The following is a 23,948-nucleotide window of genomic DNA, read 5'->3' as shown; positions in this document are numbered from 1 at the left end:
GTTTTGGCGATAGCACTTAATTTTATCAACTAACGAAAAACATTCCCATATGGGAATGTTTTTGCTACCTAGTAGTTGGCTTCCGCTGTGGTTTGGAGTGAGTCACGAACACTTTCTACTGCATATGCATAATTACTATCTTTACAGCTCAAATACTTTAGCCTTTGCTCTGTGATTTCACATATCCTCTTGTAGCCAGATTTAAATGCGATATGGTTTTCTGATATTAAGTCTTTTGATTCCATCAGAATAACCCTGCGATTTCCACCGTCAGCTTTGTTTAGCTCATAAGCAGCGTGAGCAGTAGTTCCCGTACCAGCAAAAAAGTCTAAGATCAAATCGTCTGGCTGAGACATCTGATCAATAATATCTTTTATGTACTCTAGCGGCTTTGGAGTATCAAAAATCTTATCACCATATATCTCTTTGATTTCTTTAGTTCCGCACTCTGTGTAATACGAACTCTTATGCCACAACGTTCTAATTTTTATTCTCTTTTCATCAGAAGCATAGTTTTTGACATACACTGTTCCTTTCGGGCTTGCATACAGTTGCCAAGCACGTTCCTTTGCAGTATCTCTACCCCATAGCCAGCGTCTTTCAATTCCTTTTGAGTCGACGGGATATACCTCTTTTAGATGTGGCTCAGGCTCCAGAAAAACTTCTCCAACTTCGTTAAAGTAGAGGGGGTAAAACATGTTTGGTCTGTCACTCCTTAAGCTGGCTTGACCTTTCTTCCTGAACAATCCATCGATTCTGTATCGCCCGTGCTTATCAGCTTTGTTGTACTGTTCAGGATCATCCATAGCTCCTCGGAGTTTCGCCTTATTTGTCTTTCCGTAAACGACTAAATACTCATGACTTGCAGCAATGTTCTTCTTGCTACCTTTTCCATTCTTTGAGCGACACACAACTATATTGCCGAGAAAATTATCTTCTCCAAAAATTTTGTCCATCAGCACTTTAAGGTAAGGAAACTCATAGTCATCAATACTTATCGCAATAACTCCAGAATCTTTAAGTAAGAAATGAACAGCGACTAGTCTGGGAAGCATAAACTCCATCCATTCAGAGTGCTTTCCCCACAACCCGACATCAGGGCTTTTACGAGAGTCGTTGTAAATGAACTTACTACCACAGTTGTACGGTGGATCTATGTAGCAAAAACCTATTGAATCTGAATGCTTTTCAGACATACCTATCAAGTGATTTAGGTTATCGCCACAAAAAACAGTGCAATCTGTATCATTATCAACGTGCAAAGTAGATAATGAATCTTCTGCAAACATGTCTTTTTTCAGACACTTGCCCAATCCAATTAACATTGATAAGGTGCTGATTTTACTGTTTATTATTGAGAACATATTTACTCCAAGTTAACGACACAGAGTATAACCTTTTTTTAGTCACTATGCAGTGGTGTTAAAGCATGAAACTACCTTCGGAAAACCTAAGTGTGCCAGATAAACTCGCAGAGTTTGATCAGTGGTTAACCCCAAAACTAGAACGAATTAAGGACACTGATAAGTTCAACACTGAAATATTGTCTCTGTGTAATTGCATTCGAAACTTGTCTAAGTACTTAGATAATTTCGAAAAAATGGAGTTATGCACTATTGAAAATCTAGTAGATGCAATTGTAATGTCTAGTTCCTCTTTTACTAGTGGCGTCAGTTTTTTTGAAGACGAGTCAGCCCTAACTAACTACTATGACTCAATCTTTAACTTGCTGTTTCTCGCAACAGGAGCAACGGACAATAATCTCAAGAACCACTTTTTGATTAAACTCAAAGAAGATGAAGTTTCAAGCTCAATTCCCAAGAGAGGGAGTGGTAAAAAGCTCATCAAGTTCACCCTTAAGCCTCTCCCCAACACGACTAAAGCTGACTATGTTGCAAGACAATTAGCCGCCTGCTTTGTTGGTGGGATGCAACAGTATGACACTCTAGTCACTACTGAGCCTACCTTTTCGTTGAGACAATACCTGAAGCTGTACCTTGTTGAATATGTTTCTTTAATACTTGAAGATGAAGAAGATATATTGCAACTTTGGGCAATGTGCTCATCGTTTATTAAGTTAAGTAACCAATCAGAAGACATGGCTAGGTATTTGATTAGCTCATGCACAATTTTCAAAGTAAGAGGCTCGGTTTCTGCTAGTGGCGGACACATTCCTGAAAATATATTGCGAGAAAAATTGACAGAAATGGGGCTTAAGCCTGATGTTGACTTTAATACTTCGGATGTCGTGATCGGCGAAGAGATGGTTACTGAAGGGGGCAAACGTAAGAAAAAAACAAGAGCGTATGACTTCGTTCTCCCATACAAAACGGAAGGCTGGCAACCCAAGTTATTTATTCAGTCACAATTCTACGCGGGTGATAGCGGTAGCGTATCGCACAAGGTAGTAGACCAAACTTCATCATCCAGGCAATTCACAAAAGAAAAATACCCTGATGCGAAGTTTATCGAGTACTTGGACGGGGCAGGTTACTACGCTTCATTAAGAGGCGATTTGGAACATATGCTAACCATGTCAGACACTCATACGTTCATTCAAGTTAAATCAATACTAATCAGACTTCGACGCGAATTTCAGCAAATTCAGTACCTTACGCCTGTTGAGTTTGAGCATGCTATTTTTGAAACCGCACTCGGAGTTAGAGACGATGTATTCGCCAACTTAATAAGAGACGGCTACGACTTAGATGAGATTGAACGTGTGGAAACAGAGGTACTAGCAGATAGTCAGATCACCATATCTAATTCACAGTACAATATCGAAGAAAACAGGATTAACTATTCAAGAAAACTATTCTTGCTTGATATTGCAGCCACCAACGCTGAGAAAATTACAAATGAACAACGCCGTTCAGGGAGATATATCTTAGTTCCAGGTTTTGGCTCAAATTTCGGAATACTTGGTTCTGAGCTTGCTGGCTTGATTTGTAAAAAAGCAAACTATACAGAAATAACCCCTGCTCAATACGAGGAAGATCTAGAGTGGCTCCTTGATGAAAAGGTTATTGCTCGCTGCTAAACCCGACGATTCATCGCCTTATTCGCACGAAGGGAATGCAAAAACAGCCCCGATGGGCTGTTTGACTCTAAGTATGCTATTAGCTTTTGAGCTGTTCTGCACCAGTGAAGCAGGGCAACTCGACAAGGCAAGTTACCATACTAAAACTAATTTGATGATTTACGATTTAATTAAATAGTCTAAATGATTTCTGTCCAAAAAAATGGTTTATAAATTGCGTAATGACAAAATTGCGTAAAGATCGCCCCAGCATTTGCCATTAAAGAAGTTCGCTCATTTCTGGCACACTGTCAGCTAGAGCTAGCAAGTTGTCACATTCTGTATGAATGAGTGATACACATAGTTCTATATGTTCACGCTCTCCATCATCGATTCCTTGAGCTTCGGTAAGTCCAATCGTTTCCTTCAAGGCATTCTTTATAGCACCAACGGTTTCTACAATTATAGAAGCCATTTTGGTGCCTGAATAGCCGAGCAAAGCGGCAAACTCAGCTAAATCATAGCTGGTTATAGGGCATTGGAAGTTACCTTTCGGAGGATTTTGAAAGTCTTCGCTTTCCCAATCTCCAATCGACATTGCAAAATATTGAGGGATACTGGCGGCACGCCCCTCATCAGCAGACAATTTACCGCTTCGTGAGTTGCGTTTTGCTCCCTCTTGAGCGATAGCTTCTATGCTGACTAAATCATAAAAAGGGGTCAGTTCAAGGCCTTTAGGGGTGACGAAGAAGCTAATATTTTTACCATGAGCATCGTAGTTTAGTGTTGCTAGATTAAAGAGCATCCATTGGGTAAGCTTTAAATTGGTGATTACCGTGTCTATGGTTTTGACGCTCAGTAGGCGTGGGAAAGAAACGCCATCACGCATATATACACCATCGCCTTCATCCCCATTCTGACGCTCGTATTTGTAACCTGGAGGTAAGTCAGTTGCCTGACAGCCATCAATCACATGTTTTCGTAGAATGACATCACGAGCCTCGATATAGGCACGATCGAACCGCTCTATGATGAGTGTCCTAGTCTTCCCAATACGGGTTAAATCAACATTAGCGACGTCCAAACCTGCTAGCTTGGCTAATGTCATGCAAAAGAACTCATTCACAGCAATACACGGTGCTTTACCGCTTTCAAACTTCAGAATGTAGTTCGAACTTAATTTGCCTTCACCAAACCCCCATTCCTTACGGCGCTTAAGTAAGTTTAACTTGTTTTGCACACCGGCAACCGAAAGGCGAACCTTACCGTCCCAATAAACTAATGGGGCTAAATTTCGCTCTAGTCGTTCTATGATCTCATTATCAGGGACAGCTCTAAAGCTGGTTTTCTCAGGTTCTGAGTTTGGTACTCGAAAAGATAATGCGCCAGATGTTTCCGCACCAAGCTTACGAATCAGCCCAAACGTATTGCTTTTGGAGATAGTGGTGTTTTTTATCATCTCCTCAAAGGCTTCTCCTTCAGGAAGTAGATTTCTGAGATAGTTCTCGATACTTCGNGTTTTTTATCATCTCCTCAAAGGCTTCTCCTTCAGGAAGTAGATTTCTGAGATAGTTCTCGATACTTCGTGGCGAAGCCTGATCATCAAAAGTGATGTGTGGAGAAATCGGAAAACCAGTGTGTTTCCATTCATCTTCATAGATGAACGAGAACTCTGTTTCTGTTCCGACAGGAAGAATCAAACGACCAATTTTGGTATTCGTACCGATAAATGTCACCGATCATGAAAAACTGATCCACTAACGATCACCTAAAGTGATCCATCCTACTACCACTTGATAACTCATTATTGGTGGTATATGTGATTACTCAGGAGAGATATGTGGAAATTCATGTTTTATATAAACAAGGGCTAAGCTGCCGAAAAATTGCAAGGGAACTTGGTATTTCAAGAAATACCGTTAGAAAGTATTTGGAACAAAATTCATTTGAAGCCAATGCCAAAACCAGACCTAGGCAGACGAAATTAGAACCCTATCATCAGTATTTGAATACACGAATAGAAGCAGCAAAGCCGGATTGGATACCTGCTCCTGCATTATTCCGTGAGATCCTCGCTCTTGGATACGACGGCGGCATTGCTCAACTGCGCCGCTATATTCGCCCAATGAAGTTAAAGGAACCTGAGCCAGCCATTCGTTTTGAAACTGGTCCAGGAGTACAAATGCAAATTGACTTTACAACGATCCGTCGAGGTAAAAATCCGTTAAAAGCGTTTGTCGCTACTCTCGGATATTCAAGAGCCTGCTTCGTTAGATTTTATAATAATGAAACTATCGAATCATGGATTGATGGAATAAAGGAGGCATGTCATTACTTTGGTGGAGTGCCAAAGGAGATTCTTTGTGATAACGCCAAAGCGCTTGTAGTTGAACGAGATTATTATGGTGAAGGACAGCATCGATGGGGAAATGAGCTTCTTGAGCTATCCCAAGTGTATGGCTTTAAACTTAAAGCATGTAAACCATACCGAGCAAAAACAAAAGGCAAAGTGGAGCGATTCAATCACTACCTAAAAAATAACTTCCTGCTACCGCTCAAAGTAAGCTTGAAGGAGATATCTTTAGAAATCGACGTGAGTTACGCCAATGCACATATTGGAGCTTGGCTAAAAGATGTTGCGCATCAACGCACTCATGGTACGACTAACGCTACACCGGAATCTCGACTAAATGAAGAGGAAGCTCACCTATTACCATTGCCTGTAGAGTTTACAATCAATGATAAGAACCATCCGCTCAAAGTACCTTATTCACCGGTTACTCCAGAAGTTATGGATAACTTCCAGCATCCGATATCAACATACGATGAGGTACTTTACTTATGAATTTACTTTTAAACCAAATCGAAGGTAAGTGTCTAGAACTTGGGCTGAAATCTCTTGCGGTAGAATGGTGTGAAATTGCTGAGCAAGAGCTAAAGAAAGAGTCTAGCTATGGGGAGTTTCTCTTGGCTGCTCTTCAAAGTGAATCTGAGAGTCGTCATGTTCGAGCCCAAGAAACTCTGCTCAAGCAAGCGGGTTTTCCATCACTTAAAACCATGGAGGGTTTTGACTTTAAACTAGCAACAGGCGTACCTCGAAAATCCGTCAAGGAGCTTGAAAACCTCAGTTTTGTAGAGCGTCGAGAAAATGTATTTCTATTAGGACCTAGTGGCGTAGGGAAAACTCATTTAGCTTCCGCATTAGGCTATCTTGCAACGAAAAAACGCATAAAGACTAAATTTATAACAGCATCCGATCTCATGATGCAGTTGGGACTAGCCAACCGGCAAGGTAAGTTAAAATCCTTCATGCAAAGAAGTATATTAGCTCCTAAATTGTTGATTATTGATGAGATAGGTTATTTGCCTTTTGGGCGTGAGGAAGCCAATCTTTTCTTCAATGTTGTCGCTAAGAGGTATGAAAAAGGCAGTATAATTTTAACAAGTAACTTGACGTTTAGTCAGTGGCCCTCAACCTTCGCAGATGACGCAACTCTAACAGCGGCTATGTTAGATCGATTACTTCATCACTCGCATGTACTCCAGCTCAATGGAGAGAGCTTTAGATTAAGAATGAAGAAAAAAGCAGGAGTTATAGCAGACTAATAAACTGGATCACTTTTAATGATCGATTATGTACAAAAGTGGATCACTTCCTAGTGATCGTTGACAGATAAACACGTCTAACTGTTGCAATTTACTCATACCAACCATCCTCATTGCTTATCACGTTGTTTTCATCTTGGGAGGTTATTTGGTTATGTGGACGAACAAATAGGTTTATGTCGATAAGGCGTAACGACAGCCCTAAGATATCCATGAGCACGAGTACATTTGCAAAGGTGACACTGGTATCGCCTTTTTCAATCTTCATGATTGTCCTACGAGATAAATTGGCTGTTGAAGCGAGATCATCAATACGCCAGCCTCTATCGGTGCGTTTAGAGCGAATGGCGCTCCCCAGCATTTCCATACTGAACTCGGTATTCAAATCAGGCATAGGTTGTGCCTTTACCATCTTACCTTTTTTCATAAGTGCCTTTTAATGTACTTTTGTCACTATTGGGTTCGTCTTAATATATAAGTTCACTATAACTCACTTTTGTTGTGACTGTATAAGAAATTATCTATAAGTGCAATTTAAGTCACTTATAACCAGTTTGCTAGTTGCATGTTCGTTCCAATAAGTGGCAATCTGTTTTTGCTAAACTAGAGTAAGCGTGTCATAAAATCACCATGTGAATAGAATAAGGTTCTAAGCAGCAATGAAAGTTAAAATTGAGAAGACCTGTGATGGTGAAGCTTTCTTCAACATTCCAGAAATACTGCAAGAAGNGCAATCTGTTTTTGCTAAACTAGAGTAAGCGTGTCATAAAATCACCATGTGAATAGAATAAGGTTCTAAGCAGCAATGAAAGTTAAAATTGAGAAGACCTGTGATGGTGAAGCTTTCTTCAACATTCCAGAAATACTGCAAGAAGAATTGCAATGGGAAGAAGGTGATCAAATCGAATGGCTCGACAATAACGATGGTTCATGGACTTTGCGCAAAGTTGAACTTGAGGATGATACCCAGTCGAAGTCTATAGAGTACATTCTTTCACAACACCCTACTTTAAAAGAGCAAATGGAGGATGTGTTTGAGGACTCCGGTTTGGGAGCAGAATGGTTAACTTCCGCAATTCCAGCGCTATCTGGTCTAACTCCGCTAGAAGTTGTGCTTAAAGGTGATTTAAAACGCGTTTTAGATGCATTAAATCGTATCAAGTATGGTGATTTTTCTTGAGATGCTTTTATCTCATAAAATCAGATTGATATGTTGAGTCATTGGTCATCATTTTCCGGGTGGAGCCTACTTTGTAAGGCAGAGATACGCTACATGAGCTAGAACTAACACGCTTGCACCCAATCATAGTGTGTCTAAGAGACTATGCCGCAGAACCAAACGGACCAACTTTCCCAGCTATGTCAGAAAAGTAGCCTTGTGACCAGACCATTGGTAGGTTTCCAGTTAAGCCGTATATCCGTACGTCAACTTACTGATCTCTTCTGTCACCAAAATGACACCGGTTTTTGTGTCACAGAGTGAAAGTGGTGTTTCGTTTTCAAACACCAAACTGGGTTTATTTAACCAGCGTAATGTCGCATCACGATCACCAAAATACTCATCTGCTTCTTTGACCATATCTGCAAGCATAAGAGCATGTTCACTGGCAGTTGGGCTTAGCGTTGCGTTCGGCTCTTTCATTTTTTGCTGGAGAGTACGTAGATTAACGCCAATAATTTTCGCGTAATCTGTCTTAGTCAGACCAAGAGTTAACATTCCTCTATCCAGCATTTCAACAGGAAGCCCTTGACGAATAATTTTTAGGCTATCGATTACGCTCTGAACTTTACGCTTATCACCTCCAAGCATTTCATAAGCTGCACTGAACATTAAAGTACCTCCGAATCTAACTACACTTACACAATAGGTGTAATTAGATTACTTTAACACGGAAATGTGTCGAGGCTTGCTGGTTGCCTACATACTCTTTCCAATTAGTGGCAAGCTTGTTTTGCCACACTAGAACTAACCCAAATATCGTATTGCTGTATATGTTATAAACGAAAAATGGTTCATGAAAAACACCGAACAGTTACAACTGATGAATTGATAGAGTTGTTAGCTAGTACGAACTAGCGCGTCGGCACAACACATGAGAGGACTAAGATTTTGTTTCTAAGTATAATATTCGCATTGAGTTTAGCTATTGGTGCTTTTACTCTCTATTCGGAAAACGTTCACATTTGGCTCTCGAAATATATGGATGAATATGAAAAAGAGCTAGAGAAAAACAATCCAGAAGAGCTAAAAAAGCTGAAGAAAAAATACCAGCGTTAACAACCAATCACCTGATTCAACCGTAAATTTTATTAAATTTTCGGTTAATATTACCGCCATTCATGCCAGTTTTCTGGGAAATTCAGATTCAACCGTAAATGAGGTTAAATTTACGGTTATTACTCCTACCTACTAACTCAAGCTTTTGGGAGATACAAAGATAAGCAATACTTGTGGTTGGATGTCATTTTTTACCATATGTGGACGCCCCGTTTGTTTCGATTGCAGATAGTGTCTAGAGGTGTGCCAGAAAAGTTCACAGCAAACTCACCTTTGCCCCAGAGTAAACACTCCTCATATGCTGTTGATGTGTATTTTCCCTGCAAAAAGTTATCCAAAATTGGAATGTTAAGATTCTGGTTTCACTGTTATGCAGTGTCAATAATGTTCTCGATATTCCCTAATTCAGGAGCTGCTTAACTTTATGACCAAAGTCACATTTCCAAGCAATTGGCAAATCCATAAAAAGTCAAAAGCACACACATTTAAACCAGTTAACCTGTCATTTTAGTGATATTAACTGGTGTTTTTGCTTTTAAATTCCATCCTTACATCGAAATGACTATTAATTTCGACATTACCTATTCAAACAGCCCAGAGATAGAATGGTCAGGTCTAAATAATCACTCGGCCCACCATGAACCAAGAGCTACCTAAAAACATTCTTAAACCTACTTTAAAGCCCTGCTCTCGAATTGGTTGGATAGTGGAAGTTCATCCAGAAAAGAATCGAGTAAAAGTAGACTTTGAGAACAACCCATTTTTTCAACCGGTTTGGGCTTCATTAGGCCGTGCTTTTACTCAATCAGAAATTTATATGGCAATAGACAATAAACTTGACTGCCGCATCTCTTTTCTATCCGAAGACCTTACCATTCCAACATTGGTTGATATCTACATATCTTTGCTTGAAGAGCAAGAGCTTGTTATTAAAGCAAGGAAAATAACGCTCCACGCAGAGGAACAACTGCTTATTGGTTCAGGCGAGACACAAACTAAATTTAGTGGAACGGATGGGCGTATCACTACAACAGCTAAGCATGTCAGTAGTAGCGCTGAAAAAATGCACAAGATTCAGGGCTCTAAAGTAAAGCTCAACTAATCCACTTAATCTGAGTAGGACATATTAATGGCAGTAACAATTAGTGCAAATGGACTCAGTGTTGTCCATAAAGGCTCCGGAGGAGAGGCGAATGCCACCCTGCCTGATGTGTGCCTTACTACAGTCGGTAATGCCGTAGTCCCTATCCCTTATGGAAATAACGCCAAGTCAGCGGATTTAGTGGAAGGCACCACGACCGTCACCGCAGATGGCGGCAACAGCATTGCCTTAAAGGGCAGTAAGTTTGCCAAGAGTACTGGCGATGCGGGTGGGGACAAGAAAGGCGTAGCATCGGGTACGATTGAATCCGAAGCCGAATTCATATCAGCGTCACCGAATGTCATCATCGAAGGGAAAGGTGTAGCAAGGCTGTCTGACCAAATGACGATGAACAAGGCCAACACCATGTGCCTCGGCGGGGTTCAAAACCCAGCTGTCACAGTCAATGAAGATGAAGAAGGCACTTACACCGTCTACATTAAGGCCAGATACCCCGATGGCGTGCTTCTCATGAACGCCGACTTTGATATTACCGATGTCTCCGGCGGCGCCCTGTCTCCTGGTCACTTTGATGACTCTGGTAAAAGCAAAGTATCAGGCTTAAAGCCAGGTCAAATCAAAATTCTGGTTAAAGAAAGTACGGATGAGTTTGTCACGACTCCTGTTCGTATTACTAACCCGCACTACTTGCCGGATTACAATGACTATGATTTTTTTGATAGGTCTGCTCAGGGACAGCAAACCTTCTGGCACCCGAACCGTATTGCCCCGCCAGTAGAAGGCTGGGGAACCATGGGGCCTAGCCTCACCGCTGACCGGTATTTTGCCGATATTGTGAAAGCCGAAACGAAAGCCCACTTCGAATTCAGACACCCTGATTTTCAGTTCAGCGTATTGGCAGAATCGCTAATCGCGGGAACTGATAGTCTCTCTGATGCCAGCTTTGACAGTGTACTGGCGAACGGCTTACCAATGGTGATGGAAGAAGGGGAAATCCTTTCCGTCTTATTTCGTTTACCCAAGCATGAAACCGCTGACCGTATGCTGGCTTACATGCGCGCTCGTGGTAAAGGCAATCCACAGGCTTTCATCAATAGCTACCCATGGGATAAGGCGAAGAAGGCACTCAACTCTGAACTTGAAGGTCTACTGAGTAAGATAAAGGGGCGTGTTGAGTCTCTGAAGTCCGAAGCCAGTCGGTTGAATTACGTTTACTTGTCTTCTGATATCTATGAGAAGCATGTCAGTACCATTGATACCTATTCTAAAAAGCTGTCCGATAACCTCAGCCAAGCTTTCAAGCGCATGGAGAAGAAAGCTAGCCAACTTATGAGTGATGTGTCGGCTGTCTCGGTCATTCAAGCGCCTGACCATGTTTATTCTGCCGAAGCAGGAACGATTGAAGTGGTGGTGAATGCGATACCGAAGATAGATTTAGAGGAGCAGAAGTGGATTAAGATCCGTGCTGTTCACGATGACCTGTGGGGAACACCTGTTTACGCTCAAAATCTCAAAGTGATAGCCAATGGCTCCGTTCCCCATAAAGACAAGTTAGAGCTCAACCCATCGCCACAAAGAAGTACAGTTTCAGAAACGATGGATCTGGCGTTGGAGACTCAGAAGACAGAAGGAGGTGTGGTGGTGGTCGACGACCTCAAGCCTAACACTGACTCCGTCACTATTGAGTATGAAGGTGAGCCGGGCATTGAAGATAAGATTGCAAAGCAACAAGAAGCGATAGAGACCTATTTGGATGGCCTTTTAAACACTGTTGCTCAAGATATGTCAGGTTTCCAGAAACAATGGGACGAAGAAGGCGTACTCTGTTTGGGTGATGGTGTGCTTGAAGGGGCTAAAGCTTGGGGGGCGGATGTGGTGGAACTTTTCTCTCCCGAAGTCTGGGGCGAGATGGGCCATACTCTAGCCGATGCCACCACCGATGGTTTTGATAAGCTCTATATTTACGCCAATCAAAAATACAACGCATTGGAAAAGTACACCGCCGATGCGATGAAAGGAACGGAAGCTCAGCTAGCTCAAAGCGATTTACCAAGTTGGGTAAAACAGGCGGCTTACATTTCCAGTATAGCGCCTAACTTACTCATCGCGGCCAGTGTGGATGCGTACGAGAGCATTGATGAGGCTATCGATGATGTGCAGCTTTGGTGGAGTGAAGGCTCAGATGATATTGCGCGTAAGATTAAGTGTATTGCAAGACACAGAGAAGCCATTTGGAACTTGCCTACGCTCTTTACCAATAACGATGTGAAAGGAGTAGAACAGTTCGTTGATACTGTCGTGATGGAGTTTGACCCTGAATGGGCAATGGAAATCAAGGAGAGTGAATTTTTCCCTAAAGCCTTGGCGTTGATTAATGATGACAACAGCATCTTGCCTTTCTTTACATACTTGAACCTTATTATTGAAGCTATCCCACCTAACTTCTATTTCTACTACGTGGGTAAAGCAGCAGCGTACATTGCCATTGAAGTGGTGTTAACCATAGTGATTGGCTTACTAACGGGGCCAGCAGGGGCAGCCGCCAGGATTGCGACGGTTACAGCTAAATTTACCATGGGTGTTAAAAAGATTGGGACCGTCTCTCATGCCGCACAAGCACTAAAAACCTTTAGCAGTACCGTCGATGGCTTAGTCGATATCTTACCAGATTACGACAAGTTAGCGGGCCATTTGGCATTGCGCCGTAAGTCAGCCATTCCAAACAAACGGGTTAATGATACCGCTCAAGTGGAAGAGGAACATGAGCCTAGAAACGGTAAATGTCGACTGTGTAAGAGTGAAGAACATAATACACCTCGTCTGTACCGGGGTGAAATTGATTACGTATAGGATGGGTTATCTATGGGCACACTGATGAGTCAGGAAGCGGCCGAGTCCGATTTTGTTAATGGTACAATTGAAAAGAAAGGCTATCGTAAGCGCTGGGTAAATAACGTAAAAAAATTACCTGAGCACCCTTACAACAATGGTATCCATATGGATACCCATCACTTGATTTCGGCAGAAGCTGTAAAACTCAGTGAGTTGGGTGAAAACTTGGTTAGTAAAGGCTATGATATAAACCAATTATCAAACTTGGTTGGGTTCCCCGCTACCCTGCCTGGGGCATGTCAACTCCATTGCCAGCTACACCGTGGTGATCATACTTTTAGCCGTCCCAGAGAAGAGCCTTATCATCGTTATATTTCTGGAGAGTTACGACGTCCGGCGATTAGGAAAAAGATCAAAGAGTGCTACGGCAAAACCAAAGCAACTGAAAATGAATCAGAAATACACAAGTTACTCGACCCGATTAGCCGTAAAGTGCTAAAGAAAATTAACAAAATTGAAAGAGGGCAATTTTTTTCATTGCCGTTGACTAAAATTTCTCACTACTTTATTTCTGGAGGGCCTGGCTGCGCATGTCAATTTGATATTATCAATGCAGAAGCTTCCTACGATACATACTGCAGCAACGACAGACTTCACTACAAGGGGAGTGACAGAGATGGTAAAGACAAGCGCTATCAAACCAGTCGTTCCCCATGGAACACCAAAACGATCACGTTTCAAAGCACCAGATGGATACCCAAGGTAGGACAATGAGCCAATATAACGATCAATACTATATTGTTTTCGAAAATTATGATGAAAATACTTTGTACCTAAAACCTCAAAAGCATTCAGCTATGAGGGATTACGAATACACCAAACTAAGTGGTGGTGAGCCAATGTTTTTTGAAAACGGCTACCGCGATATAGACCTAGCGCGAGGAGTGTCAAGACCGATTAAACAAGCACACTTGGATTCAACCTACCCAGTATTCTCTGATGAAATTAAGAAAACACTAGTTAACATTGATAGTAGTTGTTGTCAGATCTACCCGGCAGTCATTGTTGATGACCATGGAAAATATCATGATAACTACTGGGTATTTAATGTCTTTGAGCTACTCGATGTGCTTAATCTAGAGAAGTGTCGTATCGATGACTTTGATCCGGATGAAGAAGACCAAACTATAGAGCAATACTACTTGGATGATGACAAGTTGTCTGCGATGCCAGAGGAAGAGCGTTTGGTGTTTATGCCAAAATTCAGCGATTACCCTCATATTATTGTTCATGATAAAGTGGTAAAAGCATTCAAGAAACACGACGTGGATACGCTTAACTTTGTCAAAGTTTCTGATTGGGTGATGGGGCTACAGTTTGTAGAGTCTTAATGGAACAGTGGGCCGCTGAAGGCATTGGGGAAATCTACGTTTCTAGCTTAAAACTAGGTATTCAGGAACAATAACCTTATTTGCTGTTCCTGAATATATGTACCCCCCCAAAATAGTACAATTTGATCTGCTTCAGCGATACTGGACAATCACGTAAACAAATTTTCCATACTTTTAATAATTCATACGTCGTTAAATTAGCAATCTTGCTAAAACTTTTCTGTCCAGAGACGTGCTGGCAGTACCAATGGTACCATTTTCATCCCACAGTGATAAGCTCACGCATAGGCTAATGTACAAAAATTCTATTTGTGTAATGCTTCACACCTATCAACTACCGCCAGAAAAACCTAGTTGGCGCCAAGCTTCATAGGTAACAACAGCAACAGAATTCGAGAGGTTCATACTTCTTGCATCCGGTAGCATCGGGATACGTATGCGCTGCTCTTCTGGAATAGCATTGCGTACATCATCTGGAAGGCCCGAAGTCTCGGCACCAAATAAAAGAACATCACCTTCTTGATAACGCGGCTCATCATGAGGTCGTGCCCCCTTGGTCGTTAAAGCAAAAATCCTACGCTCCCCCATCGCAGAAAGAAATGAATCGTAGTCTGGGTGAACAGTTACTCTTGCAAGATCTCGATAGTCTAATGCCGCACGACGCAATTTTTTTTCCTCCAAATCAAAACCCAGCGGCTTTATGAGGTGTAAATGACAACCATTGTTAGATGCCAATCTAATGATGTTGCCTGCGTTTGCAGCAATCTTGGGTGTGAACAGTGCAATATGGAACATTGTGCTAAGATCTGTTTTGGTAATGATGTGTCGGAAATATACCGAGATTTAGCGATTATTTCACAAATTTTTTTCTATCAGTTTTTTTATACATTCAACAATAGGCTAGGCTCATTGAAACGTAGTGAAATAGAACTTTCACTCACTCACGTGTAAAAAATTCACCCAATTTTGGTCCGTATAATTCTGAACATTATTCGCCTGTGTGCTAACTGTGGTGCAAACCTGCATTTAATTGAGCCATTAGGGTTTGATTTAGAAGAGAAAAAAGTCCGCCGTGCTGGCTTGGATTATCACGATCTCGCCCGTGTCACTCGGCATAAAGACTATCAAGCCTTTATCGAGTACCTAGAAAAAGAGCGCGAAACATTCCGTATTTTTGCCTGCACGACAAAAACAACTGGTCATCACGTTGATGCTCATTTCCAGAGAGGTGACGTGTTACTGTTTGGCCCAGAAACCCGCGGCCTGCCAGCAGAGCTGATTGAGAGCATGCCAATGGAACAGCGCATTCGCATCCCAATGATGCCTGATGCTCGCAGCCTCAATTTATCTAACGCAGTCGCCATTATCGCTTTTGAAGCATGGAGACAAATGGGCTTTGAAGGTGCTCAATAGCATCATAAACTGGATATAAAAAACGGACTCAAATGAGTCCGTTTTTTATATTTATCGAAATCAGATAGGTCTATGGGCGAGCCACAAAACCTACCGCTTCGTATGCTTTCTTCAGTGTCTCCGCGGCGCGAGCAGACGCTTTCTCAGCACCCTGCTTCATCACCTGATCCATGTATGCGCGATCTGCACGGATACGGTGATATTCAGCTTGAATAGGCTCAAGCATAGCAACGAGTGCTTCACCTACATCTTTCTTAAATGGACCGTACATCTCCACGCCTTGGTACTTAGCTTCAATCTCTTCAAAGCTCTTACCTGTCGCTGCCGAGTAAAGGCCCATTAGGTTAGAAATACCGGCTTTGTTATCCCAGTCATGAGCAATACGCGGTGGCGTTTCTGCATCTGTCTGAGCTTTGTTGATCTTCTTGATGATTGACTTAGGCTCTTCAAGCAGAGTGATCACGTTCTTACGGTTATCATCCGACTTAGACATCTTCTTAGTCGCATCTTGCAAGCTCATCACTCGCGCATTCACTGTTGGAATATACGGCTCTGGCACTTGGAAGATTGGCAGCTCTGGCGAGTAGATATTGTTGAAGCGGTTAGCAATATCACGCGCTAATTCAAGGTGCTGCTTCTGGTCACTACCTACTGGTACTTGATGCGCACCGTAGAGAAGGATATCTGCTGCCATCAACACTGGGTAGTCGAACAAGCCAACGTTCACATCACCAAATTGGCTAGATGAGTCTTTCGAATAACGCGCAGACTTGTCTTTAAACTGAGTCATTCGGCCCAGTTCACCCATCTGGGTGTAACAGTTAAGAAGCCAACCAAGTTGAGCATGCTCTGGTACATGTGACTGAACAAATAACGTGCTCTTTTGCGGATCAACACCAACTGCAAGACAGATTGCTAGTGCGTCTAGAGTCGCTTCGTGCAACGCTTTCGGATCTTGGCGAACCGTAATTGCGTGAAGGTCGACAACACAGTATTGGCAATCGTAATCATCTTGCATCTGCTGCCATTGACGTAGAGCACCCAAGTAGTTACCGATACTTAGTTCACCTGATGGTTGAACACCACTCAATACGATGGGTTTGCTCATGGGAATAGTTCCTTTGACTTCTTATGCTAAATAATGAAAAAACCGCGTGGTTTCTCTCCACACGGTTTACTCAGTGTACTCATTAACGAGTATTTTAAAAGATCTTTTGTCGCTATTAAGCTGAAACCGTTAAGAGTTCTGCTAAATCTGCGATGGTATCTGCGACATAATCCGGTTGAGAGGCAGAAATAGGCTCACCGTGGTTGTAGCCATAGGTCAAACCAAACGAGTGACAGCCTGCGTTTTTCGCCGCTTTGATATCGTTACTTGAATCACCCACCATTAGCATTTCTTGTGGCTGGCAACCATGTTTCTCAAGCAGCCAATTTAGTGCCATTGGGTTAGGCTTTTTCTCGGGGAACGTATCACCACCAATCACATCAACAAAGTACTTATCAATACCGTGCTTCGTCAGAACATCAGGGACAAACTTCGATGGCTTGTTGGTCACTAGCGCCATGGTAAAGCCCGCTTCGTGCAGCTCTGCCAAGGTTTCTTTTACCACTGGGTAGAGGTGGCTGAGCTTGTGTCCACTTTGCTCGTAGTAGTCATCAAACAGAATACGTGCTTTAGCATGCAATTCAGGGTCTAAATCTGGTGAGACTGTTAGGCTGCGACTCAGCGAACGACCAATAAGAACATCAGCGCCGTTACCAACATAGTCACGCACTTGCTCTTCTGTCACCGCAGGGTAGCCTAATGCTTGTACCGCTTGGTCAGCAGCAACCGCCAAATCAGGCACGCTATCCAATAACGTTCCATCCAAATCAAACGCGATAAGTTTAATATTGCTCATTCAATTACTCTGCCTTTGCTAATTCAGCACGCATCTGGTCGATGACTTCTTTGTAGTCAGGTTGGTTGAAGATAGCCGAACCTGCGACGAACATATCTGCGCCTGCTTCTGCGATCTCTTTGATGTTTTCAACCTTAACACCACCATCAATTTCCAGACGAATATCGCGACCAGATTGATCAATCATTTTGCGTACAGCGCGTAGCTTATCGAGTGTTTTAGGAATGAAAGATTGACCGCCAAAGCCTGGGTTTACTGACATCAGAAGAATCATATCTACTTTATCAATGATGTACTCAAGGTGAGATAGCGGTGTCGCTGGGTTGAGTACCACACCCGCTTTACAACCATGCTCTTTGATAAGCTGAAGTGTGCGATCAACGTGCTCAGAGGCTTCGATATGGAAAGTGATCATAGACGCACCGGCTTTGGCAAAATCCGGAATAATGCGATCGACTGGCTTCACCATTAGGTGTACATCAATTGGTGCAGTAATACCGTAGTCACGCAGTGCCTGACAGATAGGCGCACCAAAGGTTAGGTTAGGTACGTAGTGGTTATCCATTACGTCAAAGTGAACCACATCGGCACCCGCTGCGAGAACTTTTTCTACGTCTTCGCCTAAGCGAGCCATATCTGCAGATAGAATCGATGGAGCGATAAGGAAATCTTTCATACCTGACCTCTAAAATGAATTGAGCAAAACGACTGAATATAAGTTGAGCGCAATTCTACCTAAGCTAAAGGTCAGAAGATAGATGAGAGAAGAGAAATGTCGTTAACGGTTGTCTTGTGGTTTAAACAACGCCAATAGTTCGTCTACTTTGTTGCGCCCAGCGCCATTGCGGCTGATCGTACGCTTAACCTTGACGACATTGAGTTCTGCCCCGTGGTATAGCCGGCGTGTTAACGTCGTATCATGGTTAGAAATCAACACTGGAATATTACGCTCTTTAGCGGCTTTTTCTGCCACATCCGCCAATGCGGCCTGATCATCCAAAGTAAAGCCGTTGCCCGAATAAGAGGTAAAGTTGGCCGTATTAGAAAGTGGAGCGTAGGGTGGATCGCAATACACTACACTGCCCTTGCGAGCGCGTTTGAACGTGTCGGTGTAACTCTCACACACAAATGTCGCTTTCTTCGCTTTTTGGGCAAAGAACTCCAGCTCAGCCTGAGGAAAATAAGGCTTTTTATACGAACCGAACGGGACGTTAAAACCGCCTTTCTTGTTGTAACGGCATAAGCCATTAAAACCGAAACGGTTCATGTAAAGGAACGCCAGCGAGCGATACATCACGTCATCGGTGCCATTAAACTCTGCTCGAATAGACAAGTAGGCATCTTTGCGATTGTTTTCAGGGACAAACCATCGTCTGGCCTCTGAAATATAATCGTCTGGTTTTTCTTTAAGTAACTTATAGAGATTAATCAGATCAGGATTAATGTCAGCAAGCAGATACTGCTCATAGTCAGTATTGAGAAATACAGAACCAGCACCAACGAACGGCTCTACCAGCTTACGGCCCTCAGGCAAGTATCGCTGGATATCTTCGACAAGTCCGTATTTTCCACCCGCCCATTTCAGGAAGGCACGCTGCTTCTTCATCAACTGCTCTATCTATCAACCACAAATTAAGGCTGCGGAATGTAACATATTTTCCCGCTAAGCTCAGCGTTATTTCACTCGATCAATTTCACGGTGAACCTGACTGAGCGATTTTGCCCAAGGGTCTAGTCGTTGCAAGTCATCGGGCAATGCATCTACTGCATCCCTTGCCACCTGAATGGTTGGATAGTTTTGATATGTGACGATGAACCACTCGATATCATTGCGCACCGTTGGATAGATATACACATTGTCAGATAATTTATATTTATCGAGAAAAGCTTGCACATCTTCCAGTGATTGTACGGCGGCAAGCTGTAGCGTATAGCTACGGGGAGAAAAGCGCTTTAGTTCCTCTTTGGTAAAAGAGAACGTAATGACTGTCTTTGCTGGTTGAGGGGAATTCTCTGTTTGAGCAATCGGCTCGGCTTCCACAGCACTTGGAGTCGCTGCTTGTTCTGATTGAGGAATAGACTGCTCAACCACTTGTTCTATAGCGGTGGTATCCGCGGTTTCAGGCTTACCCTCGAGCAGAGCGTCTACCACCTCAGAAGTAATCACGACACGCTGATGATCACTTTCTGGATTGCCCACGCTCGACGTTTGCTCTGTTACTGCCGGCGGTAGAGATTCAGAATCATCTTCCGCAGAAGCAAGCATAGGATCGGTGCTCATCGACTCCTCTTCCATCGAGTTGTTCAGCTCCGTTTCAGGCACAGGGTCTTTAGCTAAAGTAGGGATGACGGTCTGCTCAATAGCATCAACCATTTGCTGTGCTTTATCATCCGGCGAGGGTTGACTCATCACCCACCAGTATCCACCACCAATTAATAACAGTAAGGTCACCACCAATAATGCGATGTTAATTGGTGAGCCAATAATTGAGCGGATAATAATCCTTTTTTCCACTTTATGATCCCCTAAAGCCATAATCTCACCCGGTCGACGGGCCACAGTTCGGTACGCATTACGTACGCGTTTTTCTCTTTCATCTTCGACAAAACGAATCACTAAGTGTTCAAAAAATCGATCGGCTTCATCCTGACTTAGTGGTTCGATTTCCAGATCAATTGGCTTGTGATCCTGCCCATAACTGAGCCGAGTCAGTAATACATCCAAACTATTCGACTGGGCAAACAACACCACATTAATTGTCCAAGCAGGGTTTTCCTGCGCTTCCAAAATCAGCATCCACAGTTCAGATACAAATGTTTCCTGTAGAAGATGGGCGTCATCCACAACAATCACCGCATCGCAGCTTTCCCCTTGCATCTGGCGGGCAAAACTCTCAGCTAGAGGATCTGCAGGATTGAACATTGAGTCAGAAAAGAGCTGAGACAGAATCATGGTACGGCGCTGCTGATCATCCTGACTTGGATGACACATCAGGAGTGATTGGTTTTTATCTGATACCCACGCTTCTAAATAACGCTGGGCAAGCCAAGACTTACCAGCCCCTGATGCACCGCCAACAGTGACTAAGTTTGAACCGAAGTTAGTCAGCAATTGCATACGTTCAAGCAATTCAACTTGAGAAGCTAACTCCAACACACGGGATTCATGCGTCAAACTCATTTAACCATCCTAATGACAGCCTACTGTCTAAAGAAAAGAACTTATATATCGCGACAAAAATCGATCGCTTGCTTAATAACCGATTCAGGCACACCTTTCACTACTTCAGCGCTACCGATACTGGTCGGTAACACTAATCGCAGTTCACCAGCGAGAACTTTTTTATCGCGCATCATGTGTTTCATGAAGTCGTCAAAGGTCATAGTGTCTGGTGTATGCACAGGTAATTGTGCTCTCTTCAGTATAGAGAGAATTCTCTCTACTTGCTGCTCCGTGATAAGCCCTTGAAGCTCGGCAGTTTTTGCTGCCATCACAGTGCCTGAAGAAACGGCTTCACCGTGTAGCCATTTACCATAACCTAACTCAGCTTCGATCGCATGACCAAATGTATGACCTAGATTCAGCAATGCACGAATGCCTGACTCTTTTTCATCCAAAACCACCACTTCTGCTTTGATTTGACAGCAACGAGCTATCGCATAAGTCAAAGCTTGCTCATCCAGTGCGTAGAGTTTGTCGAGGTTTTCTTCTAGCCAGACAAAGAAATCCTGATCGTAAATGATGCCATATTTGATTACCTCAGCAATCCCCGCCGCAAACTCTCTTGGTGGCAGCGTTGCGAGGCAATCGGTGTCGATAATCACCGATTTAGGCTGATAAAAAGCCCCTATCATGTTCTTACCCAGCTTGTGGTTCACAGCAGTTTTACCACCGACTGAGGAGTCCACCTGAGACAATAGCGTTGTTGGGATCTGAATAAAGTCGACACCACGTTGGTAACATGCAGCAGAAAAACCGACGAGATCACCAATCACACCGCCGCCAAGTGCTATCACGACGACATCACGTGCAAAGTTGCCTTCAAGAAGGTAACTCATCACGGTATTAAAAGTATCCAGCGATTTGTACTGTTCGCCGTCTGGCAACTCAAGTACAGAGGCTTCGCAGCCTACTTGCTCAAGAAGAGATAAGATTTTATCAGCGTACAAAGGAGCAACCGTGACGTTAGTAATCACAACGACTTTTTGTTTTGCAGATAAAAAAGAAAGGTGGGCCGGATCATTAAATAATCCGGCACCAATTGAGATTGGATAGCTACGCTCACCTAAACTGACCGTAATCCGTTCCATGGGTATTCTCCAGTTGCTAAAATTTGACGTATTAACGTTCTTCTAGCATTTTTACAATCTGGTTGGCTACCACTTTTGCACTTTGATCGTCGGTACGCACGGTGTAATCCGCAATTTCTTCGTAAAGAGGGTTGCGTTCACCAGCCAGTGACTCCAACACGTTACGAGGGTTGTCCGTTTGAAGTAGAGGGCGTTTCTTGTCACGGTTAGTACGCGCAAGTTGCTTTTCGATTGTGGTTTCAAGGTAAACAACAATGCCGCGAGCAGAAAGGCGATTGCGGTTTTCTTTACTCTTGATAGAGCCACCGCCTGTTGCCAGAACAATACCTTGCTCTTCAGTTAGGTCATTGATCACCTTTTCTTCACGGACACGAAAGCCTTCTTCGCCTTCCACGTCAAACACCCACGCGATATCCGCGCCAGTGCGTTCTTCGATCACTGTATCCGAGTCAACAAACTCCATGTGAAGCTGTTGAGCCAGGTGTCTACCAATTGTACTTTTGCCGGCACCCATTGGTCCAACAAGAAAAATATTGCGTTTTTCAGCCATGTTCAGCATTAATTTACAACGTTAATTCAATGACATCGCTACAAGAAAACCAAGATTTCTCTGGTCTAAGATATGCTTGCAGCACCTATTCCTCACAGATAATTCGTGATAAGACCCGAAATTATCTAGATAAGGTGACACTAATGCAAATTTATTTTCATCTATCTGTTGATTGATGACGGAACGACCACTTTTGGAGTAACGAAAATCAGCAATTCACTTTTACCCATTTGCTGATAAGTTCGTCGAAAAAGGGCTCCCAATAGGGGAATATCACCTAAAATCGGCACCTGATCAACGGTATCTGACACACTGTGTTGGTAAATCCCGCCTAACACAATCGTTTCACCGTTATTCACCAATACTTGAGTCCCAATACGTTGCGTATCTATCGCCACCGCTTCTCCCGTACCCGTTTTTACAACTTGCCCCGGCCTGTCCTGCGTAACATTCAGGTCTAAGATTAAGCGATTATCAGAGGTAATCTGCGGCGTCACTTTCAAGCTCAGTACTGCTTTTTTGAAGTTAACACTAGTTGCGCCACTCGATGCGGCTTCTAAGTACGGAATTTCGGTTCCTTGTTCAATATAAGCGGACTGTTTGTTGGTCGTCATTAAACGCGGGCTGGAGATCACCTCTGCCCGCGACTCTCTTTGTAATGCAGACAACTCAAGATCAAGCAAAGTATCACTGGCCAATTTGGCCACTTGAAATGCAATGGTCGACGCGGTGGTAGAAGTTGCGGCCAAATTGACGTTTAAAAAATCATCCAGTGACACACCACTGTCCCCATATAAATTGAGCTTCTCTACATTGCTTTCAATCGATCCTCCAACCGAGTGACTCCCGTTGGTAGAACTGAACCCCCAACGCACACCTAACTCTTGTAAATCGCCTTCGTTCAAACTGACGATACGCGCTTCTATTTGGACTTGTTTCACTGGGACATCTAAAGCAGTGATGATAGACCTCATTGCCTGAATATGGCTGGCAACATCTCGAATAAGTAGGCTATTGGTCCGGGTATCAATCGCAATCGAACCACGCTCAGACAGCATGTTCGTCTTTGCCTGTACACCTAACATCTCGGCTATATCTGCCGCTTTAGCAAAGCGTATAGAGATAATTTCTGACGTGAGTGGCTGTCGCTCTGATGGGACTTTCACCTGCTCCAACTGTTGCTGCTTCAGCTGCGCGATTTCGGTCGCTGGCGCCACCAGTAACACATTTCCTTTCATGCATTTTTCAAGCCCTTCCATATGAAGGATAATATCCAACAACTGGGGCCAGGGGATATCCTTTAATCTCAATGTCAGGTTACCCGTAACGGCATCCGAAACAACCAGATTAAAATTATTGTGATCTGCTATTTGCTGTAACACTTTACGAACAGGGATATCCTGAAAATTAACAGATAAGGTGCTGTGACTATGGACTTCACTCTCCACCTCAGAACGACTCGGAGAGTGAATTTGAGCATTAGCGTCTTTCAAAATCGCGATCAAACTAAGTAATACAATGCAAAATACCTTCATCATTCTC

21 protein-coding genes and 1 pseudogene are annotated in these 23,948 nt (G+C 43.1%); 9 read left to right on the top strand and 13 right to left on the bottom strand.

Annotated features, from left to right (window positions below; all coding sequences use genetic code 11):
- Window positions 1-68 precede the first annotated feature (68 nt).
- Window positions 69-1,364, bottom strand: a complete 1,296-nt coding sequence (locus L1D31_RS18930; protein WP_239838606.1) for a site-specific DNA-methyltransferase — start codon at window positions 1,362-1,364, stop codon at window positions 69-71.
- A gap of 65 nt (window positions 1,365-1,429) precedes the next feature.
- On the opposite strand from L1D31_RS18930, the gene L1D31_RS18925 reads away from it, so the two are divergent.
- Window positions 1,430-3,040, top strand: coding sequence for a hypothetical protein (locus L1D31_RS18925; RefSeq protein ID WP_239838605.1), 1,611 nt, complete (start codon window positions 1,430-1,432; stop codon window positions 3,038-3,040).
- 259 nt (window positions 3,041-3,299) lie between these two features.
- Here L1D31_RS18925 and L1D31_RS18920 read toward each other — a convergent pair.
- A pseudogene (locus L1D31_RS18920) lies at window positions 3,300-4,755 on the bottom strand (HipA domain-containing protein).
- A gap of 83 nt (window positions 4,756-4,838) precedes the next feature.
- On the opposite strand from L1D31_RS18920, the gene istA reads away from it, so the two are divergent.
- Window positions 4,839-5,864 carry an IS21 family transposase gene (istA, locus tag L1D31_RS18915; protein ID WP_239838604.1) on the top strand — a complete coding sequence of 342 codons (1,026 nt, stop codon included), beginning with the start codon at window positions 4,839-4,841 and terminating at the stop codon, window positions 5,862-5,864.
- Window positions 5,861-6,625, top strand: a complete 765-nt coding sequence (gene istB, locus L1D31_RS18910; RefSeq protein ID WP_239838603.1) for an IS21-like element helper ATPase IstB — start codon at window positions 5,861-5,863, stop codon at window positions 6,623-6,625. Before istA ends, istB begins: the two co-directional genes overlap by 4 nt.
- Before the next feature lie 91 nt (window positions 6,626-6,716).
- Here istB and L1D31_RS18905 read toward each other — a convergent pair whose 3' ends face one another.
- The gene (locus L1D31_RS18905; RefSeq protein ID WP_239838602.1) at window positions 6,717-7,052 is read right to left on the bottom strand and encodes a helix-turn-helix domain-containing protein; all 336 of its coding nucleotides are present in this window, start codon (window positions 7,050-7,052) and stop codon (window positions 6,717-6,719) included.
- 378 nt (window positions 7,053-7,430) lie between these two features.
- On the opposite strand from L1D31_RS18905, the gene L1D31_RS18900 reads away from it, so the two are divergent.
- The gene (locus L1D31_RS18900; protein WP_239838601.1) at window positions 7,431-7,805 is read left to right on the top strand and encodes an MbcA/ParS/Xre antitoxin family protein; all 375 of its coding nucleotides are present in this window, start codon (window positions 7,431-7,433) and stop codon (window positions 7,803-7,805) included.
- A gap of 225 nt (window positions 7,806-8,030) precedes the next feature.
- On the opposite strand, the gene L1D31_RS18895 is transcribed toward L1D31_RS18900, so the two are convergent.
- On the bottom strand, window positions 8,031-8,456 hold the full coding sequence (locus tag L1D31_RS18895) for an antitoxin Xre/MbcA/ParS toxin-binding domain-containing protein (protein ID WP_239838600.1): 426 nt from the start codon (window positions 8,454-8,456) through the stop codon (window positions 8,031-8,033).
- A 1,084-nt stretch (window positions 8,457-9,540) separates the two neighbouring features.
- On the opposite strand from L1D31_RS18895, the gene L1D31_RS18890 reads away from it, so the two are divergent.
- From L1D31_RS18890 to L1D31_RS18875, 4 genes are read left to right on the top strand one after another with little or no spacing between them, the layout of a single operon-like run.
- Window positions 9,541-10,005, top strand: a complete 465-nt coding sequence (locus L1D31_RS18890; protein ID WP_239838599.1) for a hypothetical protein — start codon at window positions 9,541-9,543, stop codon at window positions 10,003-10,005.
- A gap of 27 nt (window positions 10,006-10,032) precedes the next feature.
- A complete protein-coding gene (locus tag L1D31_RS18885) occupies window positions 10,033-12,855 on the top strand; it encodes a PAAR-like domain-containing protein (RefSeq protein WP_239838598.1) in 2,823 nt (940 codons plus the stop codon).
- A 12-nt stretch (window positions 12,856-12,867) separates the two neighbouring features.
- Window positions 12,868-13,611, top strand: coding sequence for an AHH domain-containing protein (locus L1D31_RS18880; RefSeq protein ID WP_239838597.1), 744 nt, complete (start codon window positions 12,868-12,870; stop codon window positions 13,609-13,611).
- On the top strand, window positions 13,608-14,228 hold the full coding sequence (locus L1D31_RS18875; protein ID WP_239838596.1) for a DUF1629 domain-containing protein: 621 nt from the start codon (window positions 13,608-13,610) through the stop codon (window positions 14,226-14,228). Before L1D31_RS18880 ends, L1D31_RS18875 begins: the two co-directional genes overlap by 4 nt.
- Before the next feature lie 330 nt (window positions 14,229-14,558).
- On the opposite strand, the gene L1D31_RS18870 is transcribed toward L1D31_RS18875, so the two are convergent.
- The gene (locus L1D31_RS18870; protein WP_239838595.1) at window positions 14,559-15,023 is read right to left on the bottom strand and encodes a tRNA (cytidine(34)-2'-O)-methyltransferase; all 465 of its coding nucleotides are present in this window, start codon (window positions 15,021-15,023) and stop codon (window positions 14,559-14,561) included.
- Window positions 15,024-15,194: 171 nt separating this feature from the next.
- On the opposite strand from L1D31_RS18870, the gene L1D31_RS18865 reads away from it, so the two are divergent.
- A complete protein-coding gene (locus L1D31_RS18865) occupies window positions 15,195-15,641 on the top strand; it encodes a tRNA (cytidine(34)-2'-O)-methyltransferase (protein WP_239838594.1) in 447 nt (148 codons plus the stop codon).
- Window positions 15,642-15,711: 70 nt separating this feature from the next.
- Here L1D31_RS18865 and trpS read toward each other — a convergent pair whose 3' ends face one another.
- The 8 genes from trpS to L1D31_RS18825 all read right to left on the bottom strand — a co-directional run bounded on the left by trpS (window position 15,712) and on the right by L1D31_RS18825 (window position 23,944).
- The gene (gene trpS, locus L1D31_RS18860; protein WP_239838593.1) at window positions 15,712-16,749 is read right to left on the bottom strand and encodes a tryptophan--tRNA ligase; all 1,038 of its coding nucleotides are present in this window, start codon (window positions 16,747-16,749) and stop codon (window positions 15,712-15,714) included.
- Between the two features lie 115 nt (window positions 16,750-16,864).
- Window positions 16,865-17,545 (bottom strand): phosphoglycolate phosphatase, encoded by a 681-nt coding sequence (locus L1D31_RS18855; RefSeq protein WP_239838592.1) that lies wholly within the window; start codon window positions 17,543-17,545, stop codon window positions 16,865-16,867.
- 4 nt (window positions 17,546-17,549) lie between these two features.
- Entirely contained in the window at window positions 17,550-18,221 is a 672-nt protein-coding gene (gene rpe / locus L1D31_RS18850) for a ribulose-phosphate 3-epimerase (RefSeq protein WP_239838591.1), read from the bottom strand.
- A 102-nt stretch (window positions 18,222-18,323) separates the two neighbouring features.
- Window positions 18,324-19,151: a Dam family site-specific DNA-(adenine-N6)-methyltransferase gene (locus L1D31_RS18845; RefSeq protein ID WP_239838590.1), complete on the bottom strand. Its 828-nt coding sequence runs from the start codon at window positions 19,149-19,151 to the stop codon at window positions 18,324-18,326.
- A 69-nt stretch (window positions 19,152-19,220) separates the two neighbouring features.
- Entirely contained in the window at window positions 19,221-20,726 is a 1,506-nt protein-coding gene (locus L1D31_RS18840; RefSeq protein ID WP_239838589.1) for an AAA family ATPase, read from the bottom strand.
- A 41-nt stretch (window positions 20,727-20,767) separates the two neighbouring features.
- On the bottom strand, window positions 20,768-21,856 hold the full coding sequence (gene aroB / locus L1D31_RS18835) for a 3-dehydroquinate synthase (protein WP_239838588.1): 1,089 nt from the start codon (window positions 21,854-21,856) through the stop codon (window positions 20,768-20,770).
- 31 nt (window positions 21,857-21,887) lie between these two features.
- Window positions 21,888-22,406: a shikimate kinase AroK gene (aroK, locus tag L1D31_RS18830; protein WP_239838680.1), complete on the bottom strand. Its 519-nt coding sequence runs from the start codon at window positions 22,404-22,406 to the stop codon at window positions 21,888-21,890.
- Window positions 22,407-22,567: 161 nt separating this feature from the next.
- Window positions 22,568-23,944 (bottom strand): type IV pilus secretin PilQ family protein, encoded by a 1,377-nt coding sequence (locus tag L1D31_RS18825; RefSeq protein ID WP_239838587.1) that lies wholly within the window; start codon window positions 23,942-23,944, stop codon window positions 22,568-22,570.
- Window positions 23,945-23,948: the final 4 nt, after the last annotated feature.

Origin of the sequence: Vibrio sp. Isolate23, assembly GCF_022398095.1 — a bacterium.
GTDB lineage: Bacteria > Pseudomonadota > Gammaproteobacteria > Enterobacterales > Vibrionaceae > Vibrio > Vibrio coralliilyticus_A.
Note: the sequence above shows the minus strand (reverse complement) of the source record. Positions and strands in the feature narration are given on the sequence as shown.

Excerpts from the sequence above, each read along its gene's own strand:
- L1D31_RS18930 (WP_239838606.1), bottom strand. The coding sequence starts at position 1,364 with ATGTTCTCAATAATAAACAGTAAAATCAGCACCTTATCAATGTTAATT.
- L1D31_RS18925 (WP_239838605.1), top strand. The coding sequence starts at position 1,430 with ATGAAACTACCTTCGGAAAACCTAAGTGTGCCAGATAAACTCGCAGAG.
- istB (WP_239838603.1), top strand. The coding sequence starts at position 5,861 with ATGAATTTACTTTTAAACCAAATCGAAGGTAAGTGTCTAGAACTTGGG.
- L1D31_RS18905 (WP_239838602.1), bottom strand. The coding sequence starts at position 7,052 with ATGAAAAAAGGTAAGATGGTAAAGGCACAACCTATGCCTGATTTGAAT.
- L1D31_RS18900 (WP_239838601.1), top strand. The coding sequence starts at position 7,431 with ATGAAAGTTAAAATTGAGAAGACCTGTGATGGTGAAGCTTTCTTCAAC.
- L1D31_RS18895 (WP_239838600.1), bottom strand. The coding sequence starts at position 8,456 with ATGTTCAGTGCAGCTTATGAAATGCTTGGAGGTGATAAGCGTAAAGTT.
- L1D31_RS18890 (WP_239838599.1), top strand. The coding sequence starts at position 9,541 with ATGAACCAAGAGCTACCTAAAAACATTCTTAAACCTACTTTAAAGCCC.
- L1D31_RS18885 (WP_239838598.1), top strand. The coding sequence starts at position 10,033 with ATGGCAGTAACAATTAGTGCAAATGGACTCAGTGTTGTCCATAAAGGC.
- L1D31_RS18880 (WP_239838597.1), top strand. The coding sequence starts at position 12,868 with ATGGGCACACTGATGAGTCAGGAAGCGGCCGAGTCCGATTTTGTTAAT.
- L1D31_RS18875 (WP_239838596.1), top strand. The coding sequence starts at position 13,608 with ATGAGCCAATATAACGATCAATACTATATTGTTTTCGAAAATTATGAT.
- L1D31_RS18870 (WP_239838595.1), bottom strand. The coding sequence starts at position 15,023 with ATGTTCCATATTGCACTGTTCACACCCAAGATTGCTGCAAACGCAGGC.
- trpS (WP_239838593.1), bottom strand. The coding sequence starts at position 16,749 with ATGAGCAAACCCATCGTATTGAGTGGTGTTCAACCATCAGGTGAACTA.
- L1D31_RS18855 (WP_239838592.1), bottom strand. The coding sequence starts at position 17,545 with ATGAGCAATATTAAACTTATCGCGTTTGATTTGGATGGAACGTTATTG.
- rpe (WP_239838591.1), bottom strand. The coding sequence starts at position 18,221 with ATGAAAGATTTCCTTATCGCTCCATCGATTCTATCTGCAGATATGGCT.
- L1D31_RS18845 (WP_239838590.1), bottom strand. The coding sequence starts at position 19,151 with ATGAAGAAGCAGCGTGCCTTCCTGAAATGGGCGGGTGGAAAATACGGA.
- L1D31_RS18840 (WP_239838589.1), bottom strand. The coding sequence starts at position 20,726 with ATGAGTTTGACGCATGAATCCCGTGTGTTGGAGTTAGCTTCTCAAGTT.
- aroB (WP_239838588.1), bottom strand. The coding sequence starts at position 21,856 with ATGGAACGGATTACGGTCAGTTTAGGTGAGCGTAGCTATCCAATCTCA.
- aroK (WP_239838680.1), bottom strand. The coding sequence starts at position 22,406 with ATGGCTGAAAAACGCAATATTTTTCTTGTTGGACCAATGGGTGCCGGC.
- L1D31_RS18825 (WP_239838587.1), bottom strand. The coding sequence starts at position 23,944 with ATGATGAAGGTATTTTGCATTGTATTACTTAGTTTGATCGCGATTTTG.